The following is an 18261-nucleotide window of genomic DNA, read 5'->3' on the forward strand; positions in this document are numbered from 1 at the left end:
CCTTCGTCGTCCCGGCGCCCCCAGCGGCGCCGGGACCCTCTGCCACCCGGCGCCGCTGCCGGGGTGAGGCTCATTCGTGCCGGTCGGTCGCCGTCGTCCACGCCGGGAACGGATCCGCGTAGCCGGCCCAGGAGCTCGGCCCTGCCGCGATCTCGTCATCGCTGAGCGCGGCCTCGTCCAGCGCGGAGGCCAGTCGCGTGTGGTCGAGATCGATCCCGATGAACGCCAGATCCTGTCCGACTGCGAGCAGTTCGTCGTCATCGGCGAGGGCGGCGTCGGCGGCGATCGGACTCAGGGAGATGACGCGGCCGACGTGCTCCCACTGCCCGACGACCCCGGGGCGGGTGGCGAGCCGGCAGAATCCTGCGGACCGGACCACGAGCCCGAACTCGCCGGGCTCGATCCGCTCATCGAGCAGGTGCTGCAGCCGGCCCGGGTGCAGCGGACGGATCTGCTCGTAGCGCACGGCGCTCACCCGCCGGTCGGTCATGTGCGGATCGAAGTCGCCGTTGAGAAGGCAGATCCACCCCGCGCGATCCTGCTCCACGGAATACGGCTCGTCGAACTCGAGATGCGAGGTCCCCTCGCGATGCAGCCGCAACCGCGCCCGGGGACTCAGATGGTTGACCAGCGCCATCGCGACGGCGAGCTCTTCGGGCGGAAGCGCGGCCCAGTTCACCAGGACGATCGTCGAGGCGTATTCGAGCTGCGTCACGGCCAGCTGGGCGCTCGCCTCGAGTCGTGCGGCCACCCCGCTCTCGGCGTCGCGCAGGGCGACGTGGTCATCCCGGAGCAGGTCGTCGAGCAGGTGCGCCGCGTCGGCCACGCACACCAGGCCGAGCAGCCGGGCGCGTGCCTCCTGATCGGCGAACGCGCCGATCAGCTCCGTCACCGGCACCTCGTCGGGCACCTCCAGCACTGCGCCCGTCGCCGGGTCCTTCCAGGATGCGAGGATGACCGCCTCGTGCGCGGGGTCCGGTGATCCGGCTACTCGGGAGGCGGGCAGCAGAGGGCGGCCGGTCGACGCCGCCAGTCGTCGCGCATACCCCTGCCGTTCCGGTCTGCATACGCCGACCACGGCGATCACGCCTATCGATTCCACTCGTCGTCCTTCAGTCCTGCGGGTTGCCGGTATCATCCGTAATGATAATCATTCTCAGTAAGGAGTTCAGCCATGAAGGTTCGCGCCTCGATCAAGTCGTTGAAGAAGCAGCCCGGTGCGCAGGTCGTGCGCCGTCGCGGCAAGGTCTTCGTCATCAACAAGCTCAACCCCCGTTTCAAGGGCCGCCAGGGCTGAACAGACCGCGCACGCCACGACCCCGGGAGACACCATGTCCGACACCTTCGCCACGACCCGCCTCGAGGCGCTGCACCGCTTCGAGACCGGATCCGGATTCCTCGCCGCCCTAGACCAGAGCGGGGGGAGCACTCCGGCGGCGCTGAGCCGATACGGCATCACCGCATCGGAATACGCCGGTGAGGAGGAGATGGCCGACCTCATCCACGCCGCGAGGACGCGCGTCATCGCCAGTCCGGCGTTCACGAGCGACCGGATCCTGGGTGCGATCCTGTTCGCCGGAACCGTCGATCGGCGGATCGAGGGGCGCGGCGTCGTCGACTACCTCTGGGATGTCAAGGGCATCCTGCCGTTCCTGAAGATCGACGTCGGGCTGGATGAGGAGCGCGACGGCGTGCAGCCGATGCGGGAGATCCCCGACCTCGACGCGCTCCTTGCCTGGGCCGCCGAACGCCGGATCTTCGGCACGAAGGAGCGCTCGTTCATCCGTGCCGCCGATCCAGCCGGCATCGAGCTGGTCGTCACTCAGCAGCTCCGGATCGCCGAGCACGTCCTGGCCGCGGGCCTCCTGCCGATCCTGGAACCGGAGATCGACATCTCCGCGCCGGACAAGGCGGAGGCGGAGGAGCAGCTCCTGGCGCAGCTGATCCGCGGGCTCGACGCCCTGCCCGGCGACGGGAAGGTGGCGGTCAAGGTCACGATCCCGACCGTGGACGGTTTCTACACCGGGCTCATGGCCCACCCCCGCGTGGCCCGGGTCGTGGCGCTCTCGGGCGGCTACCCCCGTGCGGAGGCGAATGCGCGGCTCGCCCGCAATCCCGGGCTCATCGCGAGCTTCAGCCGCGCCCTGCTCGACGGGCTCGCCGCGCAGCAGGTCGAAGAGGAGTTCGACCGGACGCTGGATTCATCGATCGCCTCGATCCACCGGGCGTCGGTGGCCTGATGACCTTCGGAACGCCCTCGCCGGTTCCGAGGGTCCTCGACGCGCTCGTGATCGGCGCCGGGCCCGCCGGGATCGGCACCGCCCTCGCTCTGGCCGCGGTGGAGGACCTCACATTCGGCGTGCTCGAGCGCGGCCGCATCGGCCAGACCTTCCTGGACTGGCCGGCCGAGCAGGCCTTCCTCACCCCGTCGTTCACCGGCAACGGCTTCGGTGCGACCGATCTGAACGCGGTACGCCCGGAGACCTCCCCGGCGTTCAGTCTCGGAGTGGACTATCCGGACGGAGCGCAGTACGCCAGATACCTGCGCAGCGTGGCGAAGCACTTCCGCGTCCCGGTGCTCGATGAGACCGAGGTCACGGCGGTGGCCCGCCACGCGGAAGGGTTCGAAGCGCAGTCGTCGCGGGGGCCCGTCCTCGCCCGAACGATCGTGTGGGCCGGCGGGGAGTTCCACGATCCGCTGCCGCCGCGGCTGGCCGGGGGCGGACTCTGCGATCCCGCGCGCGCGGCCGAGGCGTGGGCGCCGCGCGCGGGGCGCGTCGTCGTGATCGGCGGCTACGAATCAGGACTGGACCTGGCTTGCCACCACGTCGAGCGCGGGGCCGAGGTCACCGTCGTCGACGGCGCCGCGCCCTGGGATGCGGGCAGCGGCTCGGATCCGTCGTTCCGGCTCGCGCCGCGGTCCCGGATCCGGCTGCGGGCGGCGCAGCGCACAGGACGGCTCACACTCACCGGAGCGCACGCCACCGGCATCAAGCGCGACGGCGCCGCATGGCGGGTCGGCCTGGACGACGGCACCCGGGTGCGCGCCGACTCGCGGCCGATCGCCGCGACCGGTTACGGGCCGGGCCTCGGAGCGGTCGGCGACCTGTTCGACCGGCGCCCGGACGGCTGGCCCGAGCTCGATGAGGATGACCAGTCGACGGTCGCCCAGGGCCTGTTCCTCGCGGGACCCGCGATCCGGCACGGCGGCCTGAAGTTCTGCTTCATCTACAAGTTCCGCCAGCGCTTCGCCCACATCGCCCGGGTGATCGGCGAGCGGGCAGGGAAGGACGTCGGTGCGCTGGAGGCCTGGCGGGCGGCGGGCATGCTCACCGATGACCTCTCCTGCTGCGGGGTGGAGTGCGCGTGTTGACGGCACCGCTGCGCGCCGGCGCCATCACGGCGCTGCTCGTCGGCGCGATCCTCGCGGGAAGCCTGCTCGGCGCGTTCGCGCCCGCCACCGGGCAGCATCTCGCCCGGTTCGCGGATCCGCTGATCCTGCTGCTCGTGGGGAGCCTGTTCTTCACCCTGCGCCTGGGCGGGCTGGCGGCGCTGCGCCGCGCGCCGCGCGCGGTGCTGCTCGCGCTGGGGATGAACTTCCTCGCGATCCCGGCCGTCGCGTACGCGCTCACCGCGCTGCTGCCGAGCGAGGCGCTGCGACTCGGCGCGCTCCTGTACTGTCTCGCGCCGTGCACGGACTGGTTCCTCGGCTTCACGCGCCTGGCCGGTGGCGACACCACGATCGGCGCCGCCTTGATCCCGGTGCAGATGACACTGCAGCTGCTGCTGTACCCGCTCTGGCTGGGCCTGTTCGCGCACGGCCGCGGCGACGGGATGCTCGCGGCGGGGGCGACGGCGCTCCCGACGCTGCTGACCTGGTTCGCGCTGCCGGCCGTCCTCGGTCTCGGGATGCGTCTGCTGATGCGGCTCGTGCTGCCCATGACCGTGCGCGCGGGCATCGTCGGCGCGGTCGACAGGGCCGTCCCCGGCATCATCGCCGCGGTGATCGTGGCGATCTTCGCCGGGAACATCGGCACGATCCTCGCGGATCCGGGTGCCTTCGCCGGTGTGCTGGGCGTCGTGTTCCTGTTCTTCGCGGTTGTCTTCGTGCTCGGCGAGGGCGTGTCGCGGCTGTTCCGTCTCCGCTCCCCGGTGCACGCCCTGCTCACCATGACGACCTCGGCGCGCAACGCCCCGCTGATGCTCGCGGTCACCATGGTCGCCCTGCCCGATCAGCCGATCGTGCATGCCGCGATCGTCCTGGGCATGCTCGCCGAGTTCCCGCATCTCACGGTCGTCACGCAGCTGCTGCGGCACCGGGCAGCGCGGTCCTTGCCGATCTCAGTCGCTGAGCCGGCGATAACGCCGTAGCCGACGCAGCCCGGCGGCGTCCGGGCGCTCGGAGGGCACGGCGGCGACCTCCTCCAGGCGCGTCCGGGCCGCGACGGGATCCAGGTGCAGCCCGATGGCGACCAGTTCGCCCTCGTCCGGCGGCTCGGGCAGCGCGGCGACATGGATCATCCGGCCCACCAGGTTGACGAGATAACCGCGCTCGCGGTTCGCGTCGCGCACCCGCACGCGCCCCTTGATCCGGTACGCGCCTGCAGGCGGATCCTCGAGCAGATCCACGAGTGCGCCGGGCGAGACGGGCGCGCTCATCGGCACCGAGGCGGCCTGCGCGTGCTCGTGCGCGCCGTGATGGCTGCGCCCGTGCGCGTCCTCGCGCAGCAGTCGCGCGATCGGCAGCTCGTCCGCGGGCTCCTCGTCCGAGGCGATGTCGAACGCGAGAGCGGGATCGATCCGTCCCCCGCTCGCGACCGCGATCTGCGCGTGCGGATTGCGCGCGAGCACCCGTTCGCGGATCCGCCCGATCGTCTGCGTGCGCGTCTCCGGCGGGAGGAGGTCCGACTTGCCGATCACCACGAGCGTGGACGCGACGTGACGCAGCGGCGGCTCCGGCCAGGTGTCCACCGTGCGGAAGTGCTCCACCGCGTCGATCACCTCGATGACCCCTCCGGGGCGCACCCGCTCGGCGCCGCTGAAGCGGATCAGCCGCGCCAGCGCGATCGGGTCGGCGGCACCACTGGCCTCCACGACGATGGCGTCCAGCCGGAGCCGGGGGTGGCTGAGCTTCTCCAGCGCGTCGTCGAGACCTCCCGCATCGGGCAGGCAGCACAGACAGCCGCCGGAGATCGCCGCGGCCTCGTCGATCTGCCCCGTCACGAGCGCCGCGTCCACGTTGATGGTGCCGAAGTCGTTCACGACCACGCCCAGCCGTGCACCGGGCGCTCGCAGCAGGTGGTTGAGCAGCGAGGTCTTGCCTGCGCCGAGGTGGCCCGCCACGACGATCACCGGAACCCGGGCGTCCGCCGAGAGCCGTGCCGTTGTCAGCGAGGAGTCGGGTTCGCTCATCTGTCTCCGTTCGCCTCCTGGTCATCCCGCCCGGGCGCGGATGGGGTCACGGGAGGGAAACGCGTTCGGATAACGATAATCGTTCGCAACAGGAGTGGGTCCACTGTTGCGGGCATCGACCTCGCCGGCTCACTCGGGCGAGATCACTTCTTCGGCGTCACCTCGACCGTGAAGGCGACGTGCGCGCCGGAAACGCTGTTGCTGAGCGCGACCTTCGTCCTGCCCGTGGTGAGCGGCGAGAGTCCGGGATTGAACTGCGCGGAGCCGTCGTCCTTGCCCGGCGTGAACGACACGATGGTCGGATCCTCGATGGCAGCGGTCCAGCTCTTGTAGTCGGTGCTGTCACCGGTCAGCACGATGACGTTGTCGAGCGGGACGGAGACGGTGGTCCCGTCGACGGTCTTCAGGTCGGCCATGATCGGCGGCAGCTGCTGGGTGCCCGTGCTCGCCGATGCCGAGGCGGACGGCGCGGTCGCGGCGCCGCCGCCGGAGCAGCCGGCGAGACCGATGCCGGCGGGGACGAGAAGGGCGACCAGCACGATCGCGGAGCGGGGGAGTCGTCGGTACATGGGTCCTCCTCGGATATGGGCCCCAGCGTAGGGGACCGACCGCACCTCCGGCAGGGGGATTCGCGGGCTCGAGGAGCGTGCTGCCCTGCGTCTTCCTGCCCGGCGACGTGGATACGCTGTGGTCATGACCGACGCACCGGATCCGCAGGGGTGGATGCCCGACGTGCTCGGCGACGAGTTCGCCCAGCTGACCCTGCCGCTGGGATCCGACGACGAGGGCGAGGTCGTCGCGACCCTGGTGCGCGCGCTGCCCGAGCGCACTCCGTGGCAGCGCCTGTTCGGCGACCGTCGTCAGCTCGCCGACACCGACGTGCTCTACGTGCACGGCTGGTCGGACTACTTCTTCCAGAAGCGGCTCGCCCGGTTCTGGACCGCCCGAGGTGCCCGCTTCTTCGCCCTCGACCTGCGCAAGTACGGGCGCAGCCTGCGCGCGTGGCAGACGCCGGGATACATCTCGGACCTCGCCGAGTACGACGAGGACATCGCTGCCGCGCTCGCCGCGATGCAGGCCGCGCCGTCCGGGCACGGGCCACGGCGCCTGGTGCTGCTGGGCCATTCGACGGGTGGCCTGACCCTGAGCCTGTGGGCGGCGCGACACCCCGGGACGGCGTCGGCGGTGATCCTGAACAGCCCCTGGCTGGAGTTCCAGCTGCCGCGGTTCACACGCGAGACCATCGCACCGCTCGTGGGGCTGCAGGCAAAGCGGCGCCCGCTCGACCGTGCGCCGCAGGTGGATCTCGGCTTCTACACCCGCGCGCAGAACGAGGTCGCCGATCCCGAGGATCCGATGGAGGTGAACCTCGACTGGCGGCCCGCGCAGACGATGGCGGTCCACGCCGGGTGGCTGCACGCGATCCTCGCCGGCCACGCGACCATCGCCGCGGGCATCGACATCGCCGCGCCGGTGTGCGTGCTGCTCTCGGCGCACAGCGCCTACCCCACGACGTGGTCGGAGGATCTGACGCGCGCGGACAGCGTGCTCGTCGTCGACGACATCGCCCGCGCCGCGCTCAAGCTCGGCCGCTCGGTCACGGTCGAGTGGATCGACGGCGCGCTGCACGACGTGTTCCTCTCGCGGCATGAAGCCCGGGAGGAGGCGTACGCCCGGCTGGGCCGCTGGGTCGACGGCTGGGCGGCCGCGGATCGGGCCGCGCGCACCACCGCGTCGCCGACCACGGCGGCACCGACGGCGGGCTGACGGCGGCCGGCAGCATTCGGCGTCCGGGATCGGTTCAACCGCCGGCCGGAGGGCGCGCGCCTCAGTCGACGTGATGCAGCTTGCGCACGAGATGCTCCGCCGTGTGGCCGTCGCCGGCGAGGATCGCGTCGGCGAGCGCGGCGTGGAGCTCCCGCATGCGCGTGCGCTCCGCATCGTCGACCGCCCACGGGCGGAGGTTGCGCGACAGGGGCATGCTCGTCTGATCGAGGACCGCGTCGAGGATCTCGTTGTCCGAGTGCCGGGACAGATAGAGCAGGAGATCGGCGCGGCGCGCGGCGAGCACCGCGGGATCGTCGAGGCCGTCGTCGAGCGCGCGCGCCAGCGCGGCCGCCTCCTCACGCTCCGCGCCGGCCAGCCGGGGCACGGCGATCGCCGCGACCGCGCCGCCGAGGTACCCCGCGTACTCGAGGGTCTTCTCGGTGAGCTGCGGCGGCACCTCGGTGACCTGCGTGTACCGGCTCGGATGCATCTCCACCAGCCCGACCCGTTCCAGGCGCTGCAGCGCCTCGCGGATCGGCATCCTCGAGACGCCGAATTTCTCGGCCAGTTCTGCATCCCTGATCCGGTGGCCGGGAGGCAGGGTGCCGTCGATGATCGACGCCCCGACTCTCTGATACACCTCGTCGGCGAGAAGCTGTTTCGGCGCTCCCAGCAGCGCTCGGCCCACGCCGGATTGCGGACCGCGTTCGTCCATCACTACCCCCAAAGTAGTATCCCCAGAACAGCACTATCCCACCCAGACCGGTCAAACCCAAATATCGGTGCGGAGCGGCGTCTCGAACAGGTGTTCTGCGACATCGGAGGAGCTTTCCTGCGACGCGGAAGGGCGCCGCGGGGCTTTGCCGGCCCGCGACGCCCGAGGGATCAGCTGCGGCGCTGCGTGAGGTGCACCGTCACCTCGTCGCCCTCGTCCCGGCCGATCGCCCGGCGGACGGCGGCCGACACGGGAAGCTTGTGGGTGCCGTCGCCGAGCGCCATGAACGCACCGTCGAACGGGTGGCCGTCGACGGTTCCCGAGACCTTGACCAGGCCCCGGGTGCCGAAGATCCGCGCCGAGTCCGGCAGTTGCACGCAGATCCACGTATCGCCCTCGCGCACGCGCCCCAGGGTGGCGGTGAAGGCGATGTCCAGCAGGCCGACGGCGCTCATGATCCCGCCCCGTCGGCCGCCGGCGTCCGCCCGGTGACGGAGAACTCGTTGCCGTCCGGGTCGCGCCAGGCGAACATCGGGGGCACCCCCGGCCAGCGCAGGATCTCGTCGGCGTCGACCCCCGCCGCGAGCATGGCGGCGTGCGCGGCCTCGACGTCGTCCGACGCGAACCGGATCCCGATCGCCCCGCGGTGCACGCTCGGATCCGCCGGCTCCAGAGTGAGGACGACGTCAGCGCTGCCCGGCGCGAGCTCGATCCAGCGCCCGCCGCCGGGCGTCGGCATGTCCCGCAGCACGTCGAAGCCCAGCCCGCGGTAGAAGCGCAGAGCGTCGTCCTGGTCGTTCACGGGGATGCTCACCGCGCGGATGCCGGTGATGGGGGAGCCGTCCATGATGTGTCCCTTCGGAGGTCGTCGGTTCCGTTCATGGAGGTGACGATCGAGGGGACGTGCGATCGACAGTTCTGCCGGAGAGATCTCCGGCCGGCGTCAGCGGAAGTTGATGAACTGCAGATCCAGGTCGAGGTCGGATCCCTTGAGCAGGGCGATCACGGCCTGCAGGTCGTCGCGGCTCTTGGACTGCACGCGCAGCTCATCGCCCTGGATCTGCGACTTCACCGACTTAGGGCCCTCGTCGCGGATGATCTTGCTGATCTTCTTCGCGTTCTCCGAGCTGATGCCCTCCTTGAGGGTCGACTCGAGGCGGAACTCCTTGCCGCTCGCGGTGGGCTCGCCGGAATCGAGGCTCTTCAGCGAGATGCCGCGCTTGATGAGCTTGGACTGGAACACGTCCAGCACCGCACGCGCACGCTCGTCCGAGTTCGCGAGGATCACGATCTTGTCGCCGCTCCAGGCGATCGACGCGCCAACGCCCTTGAAGTCGTAGCGCTGCTCGATCTCCTTGCGGGCCTGGTTGAGGGCGTTGTCGGCCTCCTGGCGATCCACCTTGGACACGATGTCGAATGAGCTGTCAGCCATACAGGCAGTGTAACGAGCGACGACGTCAGGCGGTTCCGTGCACCGCGCCGCCCGGACGCGCCGTGGAGGAGCGCACCACGAACCGCGGCGTGAGGGTGCGGTGCTCGGGCGCGGCTCCCGGGTTGTCGAGCTGCGCGAGCATCAGGTGCGCGGCGAGGCGGCCCTGACCGGCGGGATCCTGTGCGAGCGTGGTCAGTCCGAAGAACGCGGAGAGCTTGTGGTCGTCGATGCCGACGACGGAGAGGTCGTCGGGCACGCGCAGCCCGAGGTCGCGGGCGGCGAGGATGCAGCCGATCCCGATCTCGTCGCTCGCGGCGAAGATCGCCGTGGGGCGGTCGTGCGCGAGCAGGGCCTTCGCCGCCGCGTACCCGGACGGGATGTCGAAGTCGGCCTCCCAGAACCCCGACTGCTCCCCGTCGAGCCCCGCCGCGCGCATCGCGGACAGCCAGCCGTCGTAGCGGGCGTCGCCGAGCTGGAAGGCGCTGGCGATCGTGCGCCCCGCGCCGACGTACGCGATCCGCGTGTGCCCGAGCGAGATCAGGTGCTCGGTGGCGAGCGTCGCCATCCGCGCGTTGTCGACGTCGACCGCCGTGGCGCCCTCGATGTACCCGCCGACGGTGACCACCGGCTTGCCGAGCGCGCGCAGGGCGCGGATCTCGTCGCCGGTGAGCTCGATGCTCGCGGCGATCAGGCCGTCGATGCTGGCTCGGCGCAGCGAGCTGCCGAAGACCTGATCGCGCTGGGAGTCGTTGCCCTGCAGGTCGTACAGGGTCACGTCGTACCCCTGGCTGAGCAGCACCGACTCGATGCCGGTGAGGAGGTCGGTGAAGAACCAGCGGTCGATGAACGGCACCATGAAGCCGACGTGGCGGGTGCGGCCCGAGGCGAGCCCGGAGGCGTTCGACGAGATGACGTACCCGAGCTCCGCCGCCGCGGCAAGGACCTTCTCGCGGGTGGCCGCCGACGCGGTCTTGCCGTTGAGCGCGCGTGACACCGTCGCGGTGGAAACGCCGGCGAGCCGCGCCACATCGGCGATGTCAGCCACGCTGCCTCCTGGGGGGATCGGATCAGGGAAGGGTATCGGGCCGAAGCGCCGAACGGGGACGCCGGGCATGCAGATGACGCTCGGTTCGCAACATTGTTGTAAACGTTTGCGACAACTGCAAGCCCGAGCTCTGGGCGGAAGTTCCGCGATTTTCCGGAGTCTATGGATCGATGCGCGGAGATCGTCGCCGAAGCGGGCGTTGCGCAGGGGCTCAGTTCATCGCATACTGTAAACGCTTGCAATGCGCAGGCGAAGCGCGCCGCATCCGGGCGGGACGCCGATCGTCGTAGATCCGCGCTTCAACAGCACCGAGAGAGGTACACCGATGAAGGTGAACAGGAAGAGCATCGTCGGCTTCGGCGCGATCCTCGTGGCCGGCGCACTGGCGCTGACCGGCTGCGGCGGCAGCGCGGGTTCCGCAGGTTCCACGTCCGGCAGCGGAAAGAGTGCGGGCTCGCTGACGGTCTGGGTCGACTCGAACCGCGCGGCCGCCATGAAGCAGGTCGCCGCCGACTTCCAGAAGGACAAGGGCATCAAGATCAACCTGGTCGTCAAGGACTTCGGGAAGATCCGCGACGACTTCACCGCCCAGGTCCCCACCGGCAAGGGTCCCGACGTCACGATCGGCGCCCACGACTGGATCGGCTCCTTCGTGAAGGACGGTCTCGTCGCCCCCGTCGAGCTCGGCGACAAGGCCTCCCAGTTCGAGAAGGTCGCGATCTCCGCGGTCACCTACGACAGCAAGGTCTACGGCCTGCCCTACGCGATCGAGAACATCGCGATCCTGCGCAACACCGCCCTCGCCGACTCCACGCCGGCCACCTACGACGAGATGATCGCGAAGGGCAAGGCGGCGGGCACCAAGTATCCGTTCCTGATCGGCTTCGACGCCGCCACGGGTGACGCGTACCACACCTACCCGTTCGAGACGTCGTTCGGCGGCCAGGTCTTCGCGCAGAACGCGGACGGCAGCTACGACGCCAAGAAGCTCACCATCGGGGACGAGGCCGGACAGAAGTTCGCCACCTGGCTCGGCGCGCAGGGTGCCGCGGGCATCTTCAACCCCGGCCTGACCGGCGACCTCGCCAAGGCCGCGTTCAACGCGGGCGAGGCCCCCTACTTCATCAGCGGCCCGTGGAACCTGCCCGACGCTGAGAAGGCGGGCATCAAGGTCTCCGTGGACGCCATCCCGAGCGCCGGCGGCCAGGAGGCCCGTCCGTTCGCCGGCGTGCAGGCGTTCTTCGTGAACGCGAAGTCCAAGAACAGCCTCGCCGCGAACGAGTTCCTGGTGAACTACCTCGCCACCCCGGCGGTGCAGACCGCTCTGTACAAGGCAGGCGGGCGTCCGCCGGCACTGACCGAGTCGTTCAAGGCCGCGCAGTCCGACCCCGCCGTGGCCGGCTTCGCCAAGGTCGGCGCGAACTCCGTGCCGATGCCGTCGGTGCCCGAGATGGGCTCCGTGTGGGACGACTGGGGCAAGTCCGAGGTTGCCATCATCAAGGGCGCCGACCCGGTCAGCACCTGGACCACCATGGCGCAGGCGATCCAGACGAAGATCGGCTGAGCCGCTCGTGAAACCCCGGTGCGGGGAGGCGCGCGCCGTCGCGTCCTCCCCGCACCTCCTCCCGCTGACGACGTTGTGAAGGGGTCGAGATGACGGGTCCTGCCGTGCAGGAGAAGACGGTCGTGTCCGCCGAGGACAGGACCCGCAGCCGCCGCCAGCGGCGCGCGGCCGCGTACGCCGAAGCCGCTGCGGCGGGCTGGAAGGTGTGGGTCGTCAAGATCGTCGCTCTCGCGGTGATCGACGCGCTCGCGCTGTACGCGATCATCGCGCTCGCCGCGAGCGCGCAGTGGATCCCGGCGGTGCTCGTCGCGGCAGGGGTCATCGCGATCAACGTCGTCTACCTCGTCCCCGGCCTGCTGCCGGCGAAGTACTTGACGCCGGGCCTCGTGTTCCTGCTGATCTTCCAGATCTTCGTCGTGCTGTACTCCGGATACGTGGCCTTCACCAACTACGGATCCGGCCACAACTCCACCAAGGAGGACGCGGTCCAGGCGCTGCTGCTGCAGTCGCAGACCCGGGTCGACGACTCGCCGACCTTCCCGGTGAAGATCCTCGAGAAGGACGGGCGGTTCTTCCTGCTCACCGCGGACCCGGACACCGGCAAGCCCGAGCTCGGCGGCGCCGAGCAGCCGCTGGAGAGCGTGCCGGGCATCACCCTCTCCGGGGCCCCTGGTTACACCACCCTCGACTTCGCCGGCATCATCGCCCACCAGGACGACATCGCCAAGCTTGCGGTGCCGATCTCGGAGGACGTCAACAAGGGCTACCTGAAGACCACGGACGGATCGAACGCCTACCTGTTCACGTCGACGCTGAAGTGGGATCCGAAGGCCGACACGATGACCGACACCAAGACGGGCGTCGTGTACAGCGACACCGGTCGCGGCGCGTTCACCGCGGAGGACGGCAAGACGCTGCTGCCCGGCTGGCAGGTGTGGGTCGGCGGCGACAACTTCGTCCGCGCCTTCTCGGACCAGTCCATCCGCGGGCCGTTCTTCGCCGTGCTGCTGTGGACGTTCGCGTTCGCGATCCTCTCGGTCGCGACGACCTTCATCCTCGGTCTGTTCCTCGCGATCGTGTTCAACGACCCGAAGATGCGCAGCCGCAAGTACTACCGCGTGGTCATGATCCTCCCGTACGCCTTCCCGGCGTTCCTGTCCGCGCTGGTGTGGGCGGGACTGTTCAACAAGGACTTCGGCTTCATCAACCAGGTGGTCCTCGGCGGCGCGTCCATCCCGTGGCTCACGGATCCATGGCTCGCCAAGATCGCCATCCTCATCGCGAACCTGTGGCTGGGCTTCCCCTACATGTTCCTCGTCACGACGGGCGCCCTGCAGTCGCTGCCCGACGACGTCGTCGAGGCCGCGCGGGTGGACGGGGCGAGCGTGTGGCAGACGTTCCGGCTCATCAAGTTCCCGCTGCTGCTCGTCGCCGTCGCGCCGCTGCTGATCGCATCGTTCGCGTTCAACTTCAACAACTTCGGGCTCATCTACCTCCTCACCAACGGCGGCCCGCAGTTCTCCGACGCGGGCATCAACGTCGGATCCACGGATCTGCTCATCTCGATGGTCTACAAGGTCGCCTTCGTCGGCTCGGAGCGCGACTACGGCCTCGCCAGCGCCTTCTCGATCATCATCTTCGTGCTCGTCGCCGTGATCTCGCTCATCGGGTTCCGGCAGACCAAGGTGCTGGAGGATCTGAACTGACATGACCGACATCGCATCGACCTCGTCCGGCGCCTCCACGGCGACCGCCGCCCTGCTCTCCGTTCCCGCGCCGCACCCGCGCCGCCCGTTCGGGCGGTGGTTCCGGGAGACCGGCTGGCGGCACATCATCGGCATCGTGATGCTCGTGTTCGCGGGCTTCCCGCTGGTGTACGTGCTGTCCGCGTCGCTGAACCCCGGCGGCACGCTGCTCAGCACCAACGGGCTGTTCTCCAAGGTGAGCCTGGAGAACTACGTGCAGCTGTTCCAGGATCCCTCCCGCCCCTACGGGGCGTGGTTCCTGAACACGATCTTCATCGGCGTGCTCGCATCGGTGTGCAGCGTGTTCCTGTGCGCGCTCGCCGCATACGCCTTCTCCCGGATGCGCTTCCGCGGGCGCCGCGTCGGCCTGATGACCCTCCTGCTCGTGCAGATGTTCCCGCAGCTGCTGGCGATCGTCGCGATCTTCCTGCTGATGTCGGCGATCGGCGACATCTTCCCGGCGCTCGGCCTCAACTCGCAGATCGGCCTGATCCTCGTCTACCTCGGCGGCGCGCTGGGGGCGAACACGTTCCTCATGTACGGGTTCTTCAACACCATCCCCGCCTCGATCGACGAGGCCGCCAAGATCGACGGCGCGGGCCACGCGCGGATCTTCTTCACGATCATCCTGCGTCTGGTCGCGCCAATCCTCGCCGTCGTGGGCCTGCTCGCCTTCATCGGCATCACCGGCGACTTCCTCATCGCCTCCACGGTGCTGATCTCGCCCGAGAAGCAGACGCTCGCCGTGGGCCTGTTCCAGTACGTGTCCACCGACGCGAAGAACTACGCCGTGTTCGCGGCCGGCGCCGTGCTCGCGGCGATCCTGCCGATGGTGCTGTTCCTCTCGCTGCAGAAGTACATCGTCGGCGGGCTCACCGCCGGAAGCGTCAAGTAGCGCGCACTGCTCCCGCCGCGCCGCAGATGCAGCGGCCCGGCGGATCCGCCACAATCGAAGAACAACTCAAGGGCTCTGTCACGGCACCCGGCTGTGCAACCACGTCGACCATCGGCGGGCTGCCGCCGCATCCACAGAAAGGCCCTGACATGACCGCTCTCCTTCCGCACCACGACGGATCCCCGCTGTACGTCTCGGACGACGCGCCCGCGCTCGGCGACGTCGTCCGGGTGCGCCTGCGCGTGCCCGCGGGCTACGGTCCGCTCGCCGCGGTGCGCACCCGCTCCAACCCCGACCACGAGCCGGAGTGGACCGATGCCGTCCGCATCGGCGCCGCCGACGGCTGGGACTGGTGGGAGGCGCCGGTCACGGTGCGCAACCCCCGCCACGGCTACCGCTTCCTGCTGCAGCACGAGGACGGCGGCATCGAGTGGCTGAACCAGACCGGGATCCACCGCCTGGAGACCCTCGACGCCGAGGACTTCGCGCTCGTCGCCGAACCCGCACCGCCGGCGTGGCTGCACGAGTCCGTGATGTACCAGGTCTTCCCCGACCGGTTCGCCCGCTCCGCGCAGGCCGACGAGCACCCGACGCCGGACTGGGCGATCCCCGCCGACTGGGACACCCCGGTGGATCCGGTGATGCCCGGCCGTGCGCTGCAGTTCTACGGCGGCGACCTGCCCGGCGTCATCGAGCACCTCGACCACCTCGTCGAGCTCGGCGTGAATCTGCTCTACCTGACGCCGGTGTTCCCGGCCGCGTCCAATCACCGCTACGACGCCTCGAGCTTCGACCGCATCGATCCGCTGCTGGGCGGCGACGAGGCGTACGCGCGGCTCATCGCGGAGGCGCACGCCCGCGGCATCAAGGTGATCGGCGACCTCACCAGCAACCACTCCGGCGACCGCCACGAGTGGTTCCGCGCGGCCTACGGACACCCCGGCGCTCCGGAGGAGGAGTTCTACTACTTCACCGATGAGGACAACACGGAATACGAGTGCTGGATGGGCGCCGAGAGCCTGCCCAAGTTCGACTGGGCGAGCGAGGAGCTGCGCAAGCGGTTCATCACGGGGGAGGACTCCGCCGTGGCGCACTGGCTCAAGCCCCCGTACGGCGCCGACGGCTGGCGCGTGGACGTGGCGAACATGACCGGGCGCCTGGGGGCGATCGACCTGAACGCCGACGTGCGCCGGCTGCTGCGCGACACCGTGCGGGGGATCAACCCGGAGGCGATCCTGCTCGGCGAGTCCACCAACGACGCCACGAGCGACCTGCAGGGCGACGGGTGGGACGGCGCCATGACGTACCCGTCGTTCACGCGCCCGGTGTGGGCGTGGCTCAGCGAGCCGACCGGCGCGCCGTACCTCGACGCGGAGGGGGAGGAGCGCACCGAGAGCTGGTTCTTCGGGATGCAGATCGGCGGGATCCCGCGCTACACCGCGCGCGACTTCGTGGACTCGATCACCCGGTTCACCGGCGGCATCCCGTGGCGGGTGCGGCTCGGCAACATGCAGCCGCTGGATACCCACGACACGGCGCGGTTCGCGACGAACGCGGCGCCCGGCACGGTGCCCGTCGCCGTGGGCCTGTCGATGACGCTTCCCGGGGTGCCCGTCGTGTTCGCCGGCGATGAGTTCGGCCTCACCGGCGTCGACGGCGAGTCCAGCCGCACCCCGATCCCGTGGGGCACGGAGGGGCAGCCGGAGACGGCGGAGCGCATCGCGCTGTACCGCGACCTCGTGGGGCTGCGCCGTGCGCACCCTGTGCTCGGCACCGGCGGCCTGCGCTGGCTGCACGTGGACGACGCGAGCGTGGTCTTCGTGCGGGAGTCGGCGCAGGAGTCGGTGCTCGTGCTCGCGACGCGCGGCGACGCCGATCTCGCGCTCCCGGCCGGGGCCCTCACGGGGGCCGCCCGGGCGGAGGCGCTGTTCGGCGACGCGACGCTCGCGGTCGCTTCGGACGGCGCTGTCGCGCTGGCCGCGTCAGGCCCCGCGTTCGCCGCCTGGGCGCTGCCGGGGGTGGCGACGCCGGACGCGCGCTGAGCCCTCCCGCGCGTTTCGGAAGGGCGCACGCTCTCGGGCGTACGCCCTTCGCGACGCGTGCGCGCCTTGGGGTGCGCCTTTCTCGGGGCGCCCTCGGGGTGCGCTCCCGTGTGCGCCTCCCGCCGCGTGCCCTCCCGGGTGCGCTTCCTGCCGCGTGCCCTCCCGGCGGAGCCGGGGTGCGCTCGTAGGCTCGGAGCATGGCTCGGATCGGTGGACGCAGCACGCCCCTGGCGTGGTTCGCCGGCGTGGTCTGCGCGGGCGTCGTCGCGGGCCTGGTGTACCTCGCGGCGCCGATGGGGCCCGTGATGCTGAAGTACTTCGGCGACCTCCTCGGACACTGATCCGCGCGGGCGATCCGGCAGCCGGCAGCGCAGCGCGACGCCCGGTGGTGCAGCGCGGCGACGGCCGGTTCCTGGGTTTCCGGCACGCCTTCGCCGTCCCGTCGCGCGCCGGAGTTAACCTCGGAGCACCGCATCCCTATGGAGGAGCCCCATGAGTGACCACGAGGTTTCGAAGCCGGCGCAGGCGCACGACGTCGACGACGCCGTGGCCGCCGCGCCCGAGCAGGACGCCCAGGGCGCCGCCGGGACGCCGGACGCCGAGCGGGCCGCGCAGGACACGTCCGCTGCCGCCGCGGAGGACGCGCCGACGTCGCAGGCCGACGCGGAGACCGTTGCCCCCGATCACGCCGCCGTGGCGCAGAGCGCGAACGCGAGCCTCGCCGAGGCCGAACGCGCCGCCGCCGACGCCACCGCACCCGCGACGGACGCCGCGCCGCAGACCTCCGCCGCCGACCGCAGGCCGGACGCGGATCCCGATCTCGCCGCGTTCGAGGAGGCCGAGGCGGCGTACCCCGGCACCTTCGGCGGCACCTTCACCCCGCCGCCCGCGGGGGCCACCGCCGAGACCACCGTGCTCGAGAACGCGACCACGCGCCCCGAGACCGCCGACGACGCCCGCACCCAGGTGCTCGCCCCGCCGCCCGCCGCCGTGGCCGCGCCGACCGCCGTCGTCGAGGCGCCCCCGATCTTCGTGCAGGCTCCGGAGCCGCCGCGCGAGCGCGGCAACCGCGGCGCGATCTTCGGCATCGGCCTGCTGGCGGCGATCGCGTTCGCGATCCTGTACCTGGGCACCGCTCTCGGGATCGCGGCGATCGAGGGCAACTTCACCACGGCGGACAGCGTCGTCCCGGTGCTGCTCGATCACCTGCGCAGCGCCGGTCTCTGGGTTCCCGTGGCCGCGTTCGCGGTCGGGTTCTGGCTGCTCGGCGGCATCATCAACCGCGGTCGCTGGGGCTTCTGGGTCGTCTTCGGCATCATCGTCGGCGCCTTCGCGTACGGCGGGCACGTGCTCGGCGCGATCGGATCCGTGGAGTTCTGGAAGCTGGGCGGATCCGAGATCGCCGGCCTCGCCAACGCCCAGCTGCTCTCGCCGCTCGCGATCGCCGCGTTCATCTTCGGCCGCGAGCTCACGATCTGGTTCGGCGCCTGGGCCGCGCGCACGGGCGCCCGTCGCACCGCGCAGAACGAGGAGGCGCAGCGCGAGTACGAGCGCGTCCTCGAGGCCGGTCCGCAGCTGCCGTAGCAGCCGGGCCCGTCAGGGCAGGAGATCATCACGAACGACATCACGCCGAACCCCCGCGAG

General features: G+C 70.7%; 19 protein-coding genes. 11 read left to right on the forward strand and 8 right to left on the reverse strand.

What is annotated here, in order from left to right:
* Positions 1–70 precede the first annotated feature (70 nt).
* On the reverse strand, positions 71–1102 hold the full coding sequence (locus tag AERO9AM_RS02990; protein ID WP_236602458.1) for a GTP-binding protein: 1032 nt from the start codon (positions 1100–1102) through the stop codon (positions 71–73).
* Between the two features lie 72 nt (positions 1103–1174).
* On the opposite strand from AERO9AM_RS02990, the gene ykgO reads away from it, so the two are divergent.
* The 4 genes from ykgO to AERO9AM_RS03010 are packed head-to-tail and all read left to right on the forward strand — an operon-like array spanning position 1175 to position 4371.
* Entirely contained in the window at positions 1175–1297 is a 123-nt protein-coding gene (ykgO, locus tag AERO9AM_RS02995) for a type B 50S ribosomal protein L36 (RefSeq protein WP_056226526.1), read from the forward strand.
* 34 nt (positions 1298–1331) lie between these two features.
* Positions 1332–2240 carry a fructose bisphosphate aldolase gene (locus AERO9AM_RS03000; protein ID WP_159574826.1) on the forward strand — a complete coding sequence of 303 codons (909 nt, stop codon included), beginning with the start codon at positions 1332–1334 and terminating at the stop codon, positions 2238–2240.
* Complete coding sequence (locus tag AERO9AM_RS03005) at positions 2240–3373, forward strand: NAD(P)/FAD-dependent oxidoreductase (protein WP_159574827.1); 1134 nt, start codon at positions 2240–2242, stop codon at positions 3371–3373. The genes AERO9AM_RS03000 and AERO9AM_RS03005 overlap by 1 nt, the downstream gene beginning before the upstream one ends.
* The gene (locus tag AERO9AM_RS03010) at positions 3367–4371 is read left to right on the forward strand and encodes an arsenic resistance protein (protein ID WP_159574828.1); all 1005 of its coding nucleotides are present in this window, start codon (positions 3367–3369) and stop codon (positions 4369–4371) included. Before AERO9AM_RS03005 ends, AERO9AM_RS03010 begins: the two co-directional genes overlap by 7 nt.
* Here AERO9AM_RS03010 and AERO9AM_RS03015 read toward each other — a convergent pair.
* A complete protein-coding gene (locus AERO9AM_RS03015; protein WP_159574829.1) occupies positions 4342–5412 on the reverse strand; it encodes a CobW family GTP-binding protein in 1071 nt (356 codons plus the stop codon). The genes AERO9AM_RS03010 and AERO9AM_RS03015 overlap by 30 nt on opposite strands.
* Before the next feature lie 143 nt (positions 5413–5555).
* Positions 5556–5981: a hypothetical protein gene (locus AERO9AM_RS03020; protein ID WP_159574830.1), complete on the reverse strand. Its 426-nt coding sequence runs from the start codon at positions 5979–5981 to the stop codon at positions 5556–5558.
* 124 nt (positions 5982–6105) lie between these two features.
* Here AERO9AM_RS03020 and AERO9AM_RS03025 point away from each other — a divergent pair, with 124 nt between their 5' ends.
* Positions 6106–7179: an alpha/beta hydrolase gene (locus AERO9AM_RS03025; protein ID WP_159574831.1), complete on the forward strand. Its 1074-nt coding sequence runs from the start codon at positions 6106–6108 to the stop codon at positions 7177–7179.
* A gap of 61 nt (positions 7180–7240) precedes the next feature.
* On the opposite strand, the gene AERO9AM_RS03030 is transcribed toward AERO9AM_RS03025, so the two are convergent.
* The 5 genes from AERO9AM_RS03030 to AERO9AM_RS03050 all read right to left on the reverse strand — a co-directional run bounded on the left by AERO9AM_RS03030 (position 7241) and on the right by AERO9AM_RS03050 (position 10371).
* Positions 7241–7894: a GntR family transcriptional regulator gene (locus AERO9AM_RS03030; RefSeq protein ID WP_236602676.1), complete on the reverse strand. Its 654-nt coding sequence runs from the start codon at positions 7892–7894 to the stop codon at positions 7241–7243.
* 170 nt (positions 7895–8064) lie between these two features.
* Positions 8065–8349: a DUF1905 domain-containing protein gene (locus tag AERO9AM_RS03035; protein WP_159574833.1), complete on the reverse strand. Its 285-nt coding sequence runs from the start codon at positions 8347–8349 to the stop codon at positions 8065–8067.
* Positions 8346–8741: a VOC family protein gene (locus AERO9AM_RS03040; protein ID WP_159574834.1), complete on the reverse strand. Its 396-nt coding sequence runs from the start codon at positions 8739–8741 to the stop codon at positions 8346–8348. Before AERO9AM_RS03040 ends, AERO9AM_RS03035 begins: the two co-directional genes overlap by 4 nt.
* 96 nt (positions 8742–8837) lie before the next feature.
* Positions 8838–9326 (reverse strand): YajQ family cyclic di-GMP-binding protein, encoded by a 489-nt coding sequence (locus AERO9AM_RS03045; RefSeq protein WP_159574835.1) that lies wholly within the window; start codon positions 9324–9326, stop codon positions 8838–8840.
* Positions 9327–9351: 25 nt separating this feature from the next.
* Positions 9352–10371 carry a LacI family DNA-binding transcriptional regulator gene (locus AERO9AM_RS03050; protein WP_159574836.1) on the reverse strand — a complete coding sequence of 340 codons (1020 nt, stop codon included), beginning with the start codon at positions 10369–10371 and terminating at the stop codon, positions 9352–9354.
* 325 nt (positions 10372–10696) lie between these two features.
* Here AERO9AM_RS03050 and AERO9AM_RS03055 point away from each other — a divergent pair, with 325 nt between their 5' ends.
* The 6 genes from AERO9AM_RS03055 to AERO9AM_RS03080 all read left to right on the forward strand — a co-directional run bounded on the left by AERO9AM_RS03055 (position 10697) and on the right by AERO9AM_RS03080 (position 18201).
* Positions 10697–11935: a sugar ABC transporter substrate-binding protein gene (locus tag AERO9AM_RS03055; RefSeq protein ID WP_159574837.1), complete on the forward strand. Its 1239-nt coding sequence runs from the start codon at positions 10697–10699 to the stop codon at positions 11933–11935.
* 89 nt (positions 11936–12024) lie between these two features.
* Positions 12025–13641, forward strand: a complete 1617-nt coding sequence (locus AERO9AM_RS03060) for an ABC transporter permease subunit (protein WP_159574838.1) — start codon at positions 12025–12027, stop codon at positions 13639–13641.
* A 1-nt stretch (position 13642) separates the two neighbouring features.
* Positions 13643–14575, forward strand: a complete 933-nt coding sequence (locus AERO9AM_RS03065) for a sugar ABC transporter permease (RefSeq protein ID WP_159574839.1) — start codon at positions 13643–13645, stop codon at positions 14573–14575.
* A gap of 149 nt (positions 14576–14724) precedes the next feature.
* A complete protein-coding gene (locus AERO9AM_RS03070) occupies positions 14725–16617 on the forward strand; it encodes a glycoside hydrolase family 13 protein (protein ID WP_159574840.1) in 1893 nt (630 codons plus the stop codon).
* Between the two features lie 197 nt (positions 16618–16814).
* On the forward strand, positions 16815–16958 hold the full coding sequence (locus AERO9AM_RS03075) for a hypothetical protein (RefSeq protein ID WP_159574841.1): 144 nt from the start codon (positions 16815–16817) through the stop codon (positions 16956–16958).
* Positions 16959–17109: 151 nt separating this feature from the next.
* Complete coding sequence (locus AERO9AM_RS03080; protein WP_159574842.1) at positions 17110–18201, forward strand: ABC transporter; 1092 nt, start codon at positions 17110–17112, stop codon at positions 18199–18201.
* The last annotated feature ends 60 nt before the right edge of the window (positions 18202–18261 follow it).

This window comes from Microbacterium sp. 8M, from assembly GCF_902506375.1.
In the GTDB taxonomy this organism is placed as follows: domain Bacteria; phylum Actinomycetota; class Actinomycetes; order Actinomycetales; family Microbacteriaceae; genus Microbacterium.

Excerpts from the sequence above, each read along its gene's own strand:
- AERO9AM_RS03020 (WP_159574830.1), bottom strand. The coding sequence starts at position 5,981 with ATGTACCGACGACTCCCCCGCTCCGCGATCGTGCTGGTCGCCCTTCTC.
- AERO9AM_RS03015 (WP_159574829.1), bottom strand. The coding sequence starts at position 5,412 with ATGAGCGAACCCGACTCCTCGCTGACAACGGCACGGCTCTCGGCGGAC.
- AERO9AM_RS03025 (WP_159574831.1), top strand. The coding sequence starts at position 6,106 with ATGACCGACGCACCGGATCCGCAGGGGTGGATGCCCGACGTGCTCGGC.
- AERO9AM_RS03000 (WP_159574826.1), top strand. The coding sequence starts at position 1,332 with ATGTCCGACACCTTCGCCACGACCCGCCTCGAGGCGCTGCACCGCTTC.
- AERO9AM_RS03045 (WP_159574835.1), bottom strand. The coding sequence starts at position 9,326 with ATGGCTGACAGCTCATTCGACATCGTGTCCAAGGTGGATCGCCAGGAG.
- AERO9AM_RS03035 (WP_159574833.1), bottom strand. The coding sequence starts at position 8,349 with ATGAGCGCCGTCGGCCTGCTGGACATCGCCTTCACCGCCACCCTGGGG.
- ykgO (WP_056226526.1), top strand. The coding sequence starts at position 1,175 with ATGAAGGTTCGCGCCTCGATCAAGTCGTTGAAGAAGCAGCCCGGTGCG.
- AERO9AM_RS03055 (WP_159574837.1), top strand. The coding sequence starts at position 10,697 with ATGAAGGTGAACAGGAAGAGCATCGTCGGCTTCGGCGCGATCCTCGTG.
- AERO9AM_RS03065 (WP_159574839.1), top strand. The coding sequence starts at position 13,643 with ATGACCGACATCGCATCGACCTCGTCCGGCGCCTCCACGGCGACCGCC.
- AERO9AM_RS03075 (WP_159574841.1), top strand. The coding sequence starts at position 16,815 with ATGGCTCGGATCGGTGGACGCAGCACGCCCCTGGCGTGGTTCGCCGGC.
- AERO9AM_RS03070 (WP_159574840.1), top strand. The coding sequence starts at position 14,725 with ATGACCGCTCTCCTTCCGCACCACGACGGATCCCCGCTGTACGTCTCG.
- AERO9AM_RS03005 (WP_159574827.1), top strand. The coding sequence starts at position 2,240 with ATGACCTTCGGAACGCCCTCGCCGGTTCCGAGGGTCCTCGACGCGCTC.
- AERO9AM_RS03080 (WP_159574842.1), top strand. The coding sequence starts at position 17,110 with ATGAGTGACCACGAGGTTTCGAAGCCGGCGCAGGCGCACGACGTCGAC.
- AERO9AM_RS03030 (WP_236602676.1), bottom strand. The coding sequence starts at position 7,894 with ATGGACGAACGCGGTCCGCAATCCGGCGTGGGCCGAGCGCTGCTGGGA.
- AERO9AM_RS03040 (WP_159574834.1), bottom strand. The coding sequence starts at position 8,741 with ATGGACGGCTCCCCCATCACCGGCATCCGCGCGGTGAGCATCCCCGTG.
- AERO9AM_RS03060 (WP_159574838.1), top strand. The coding sequence starts at position 12,025 with ATGACGGGTCCTGCCGTGCAGGAGAAGACGGTCGTGTCCGCCGAGGAC.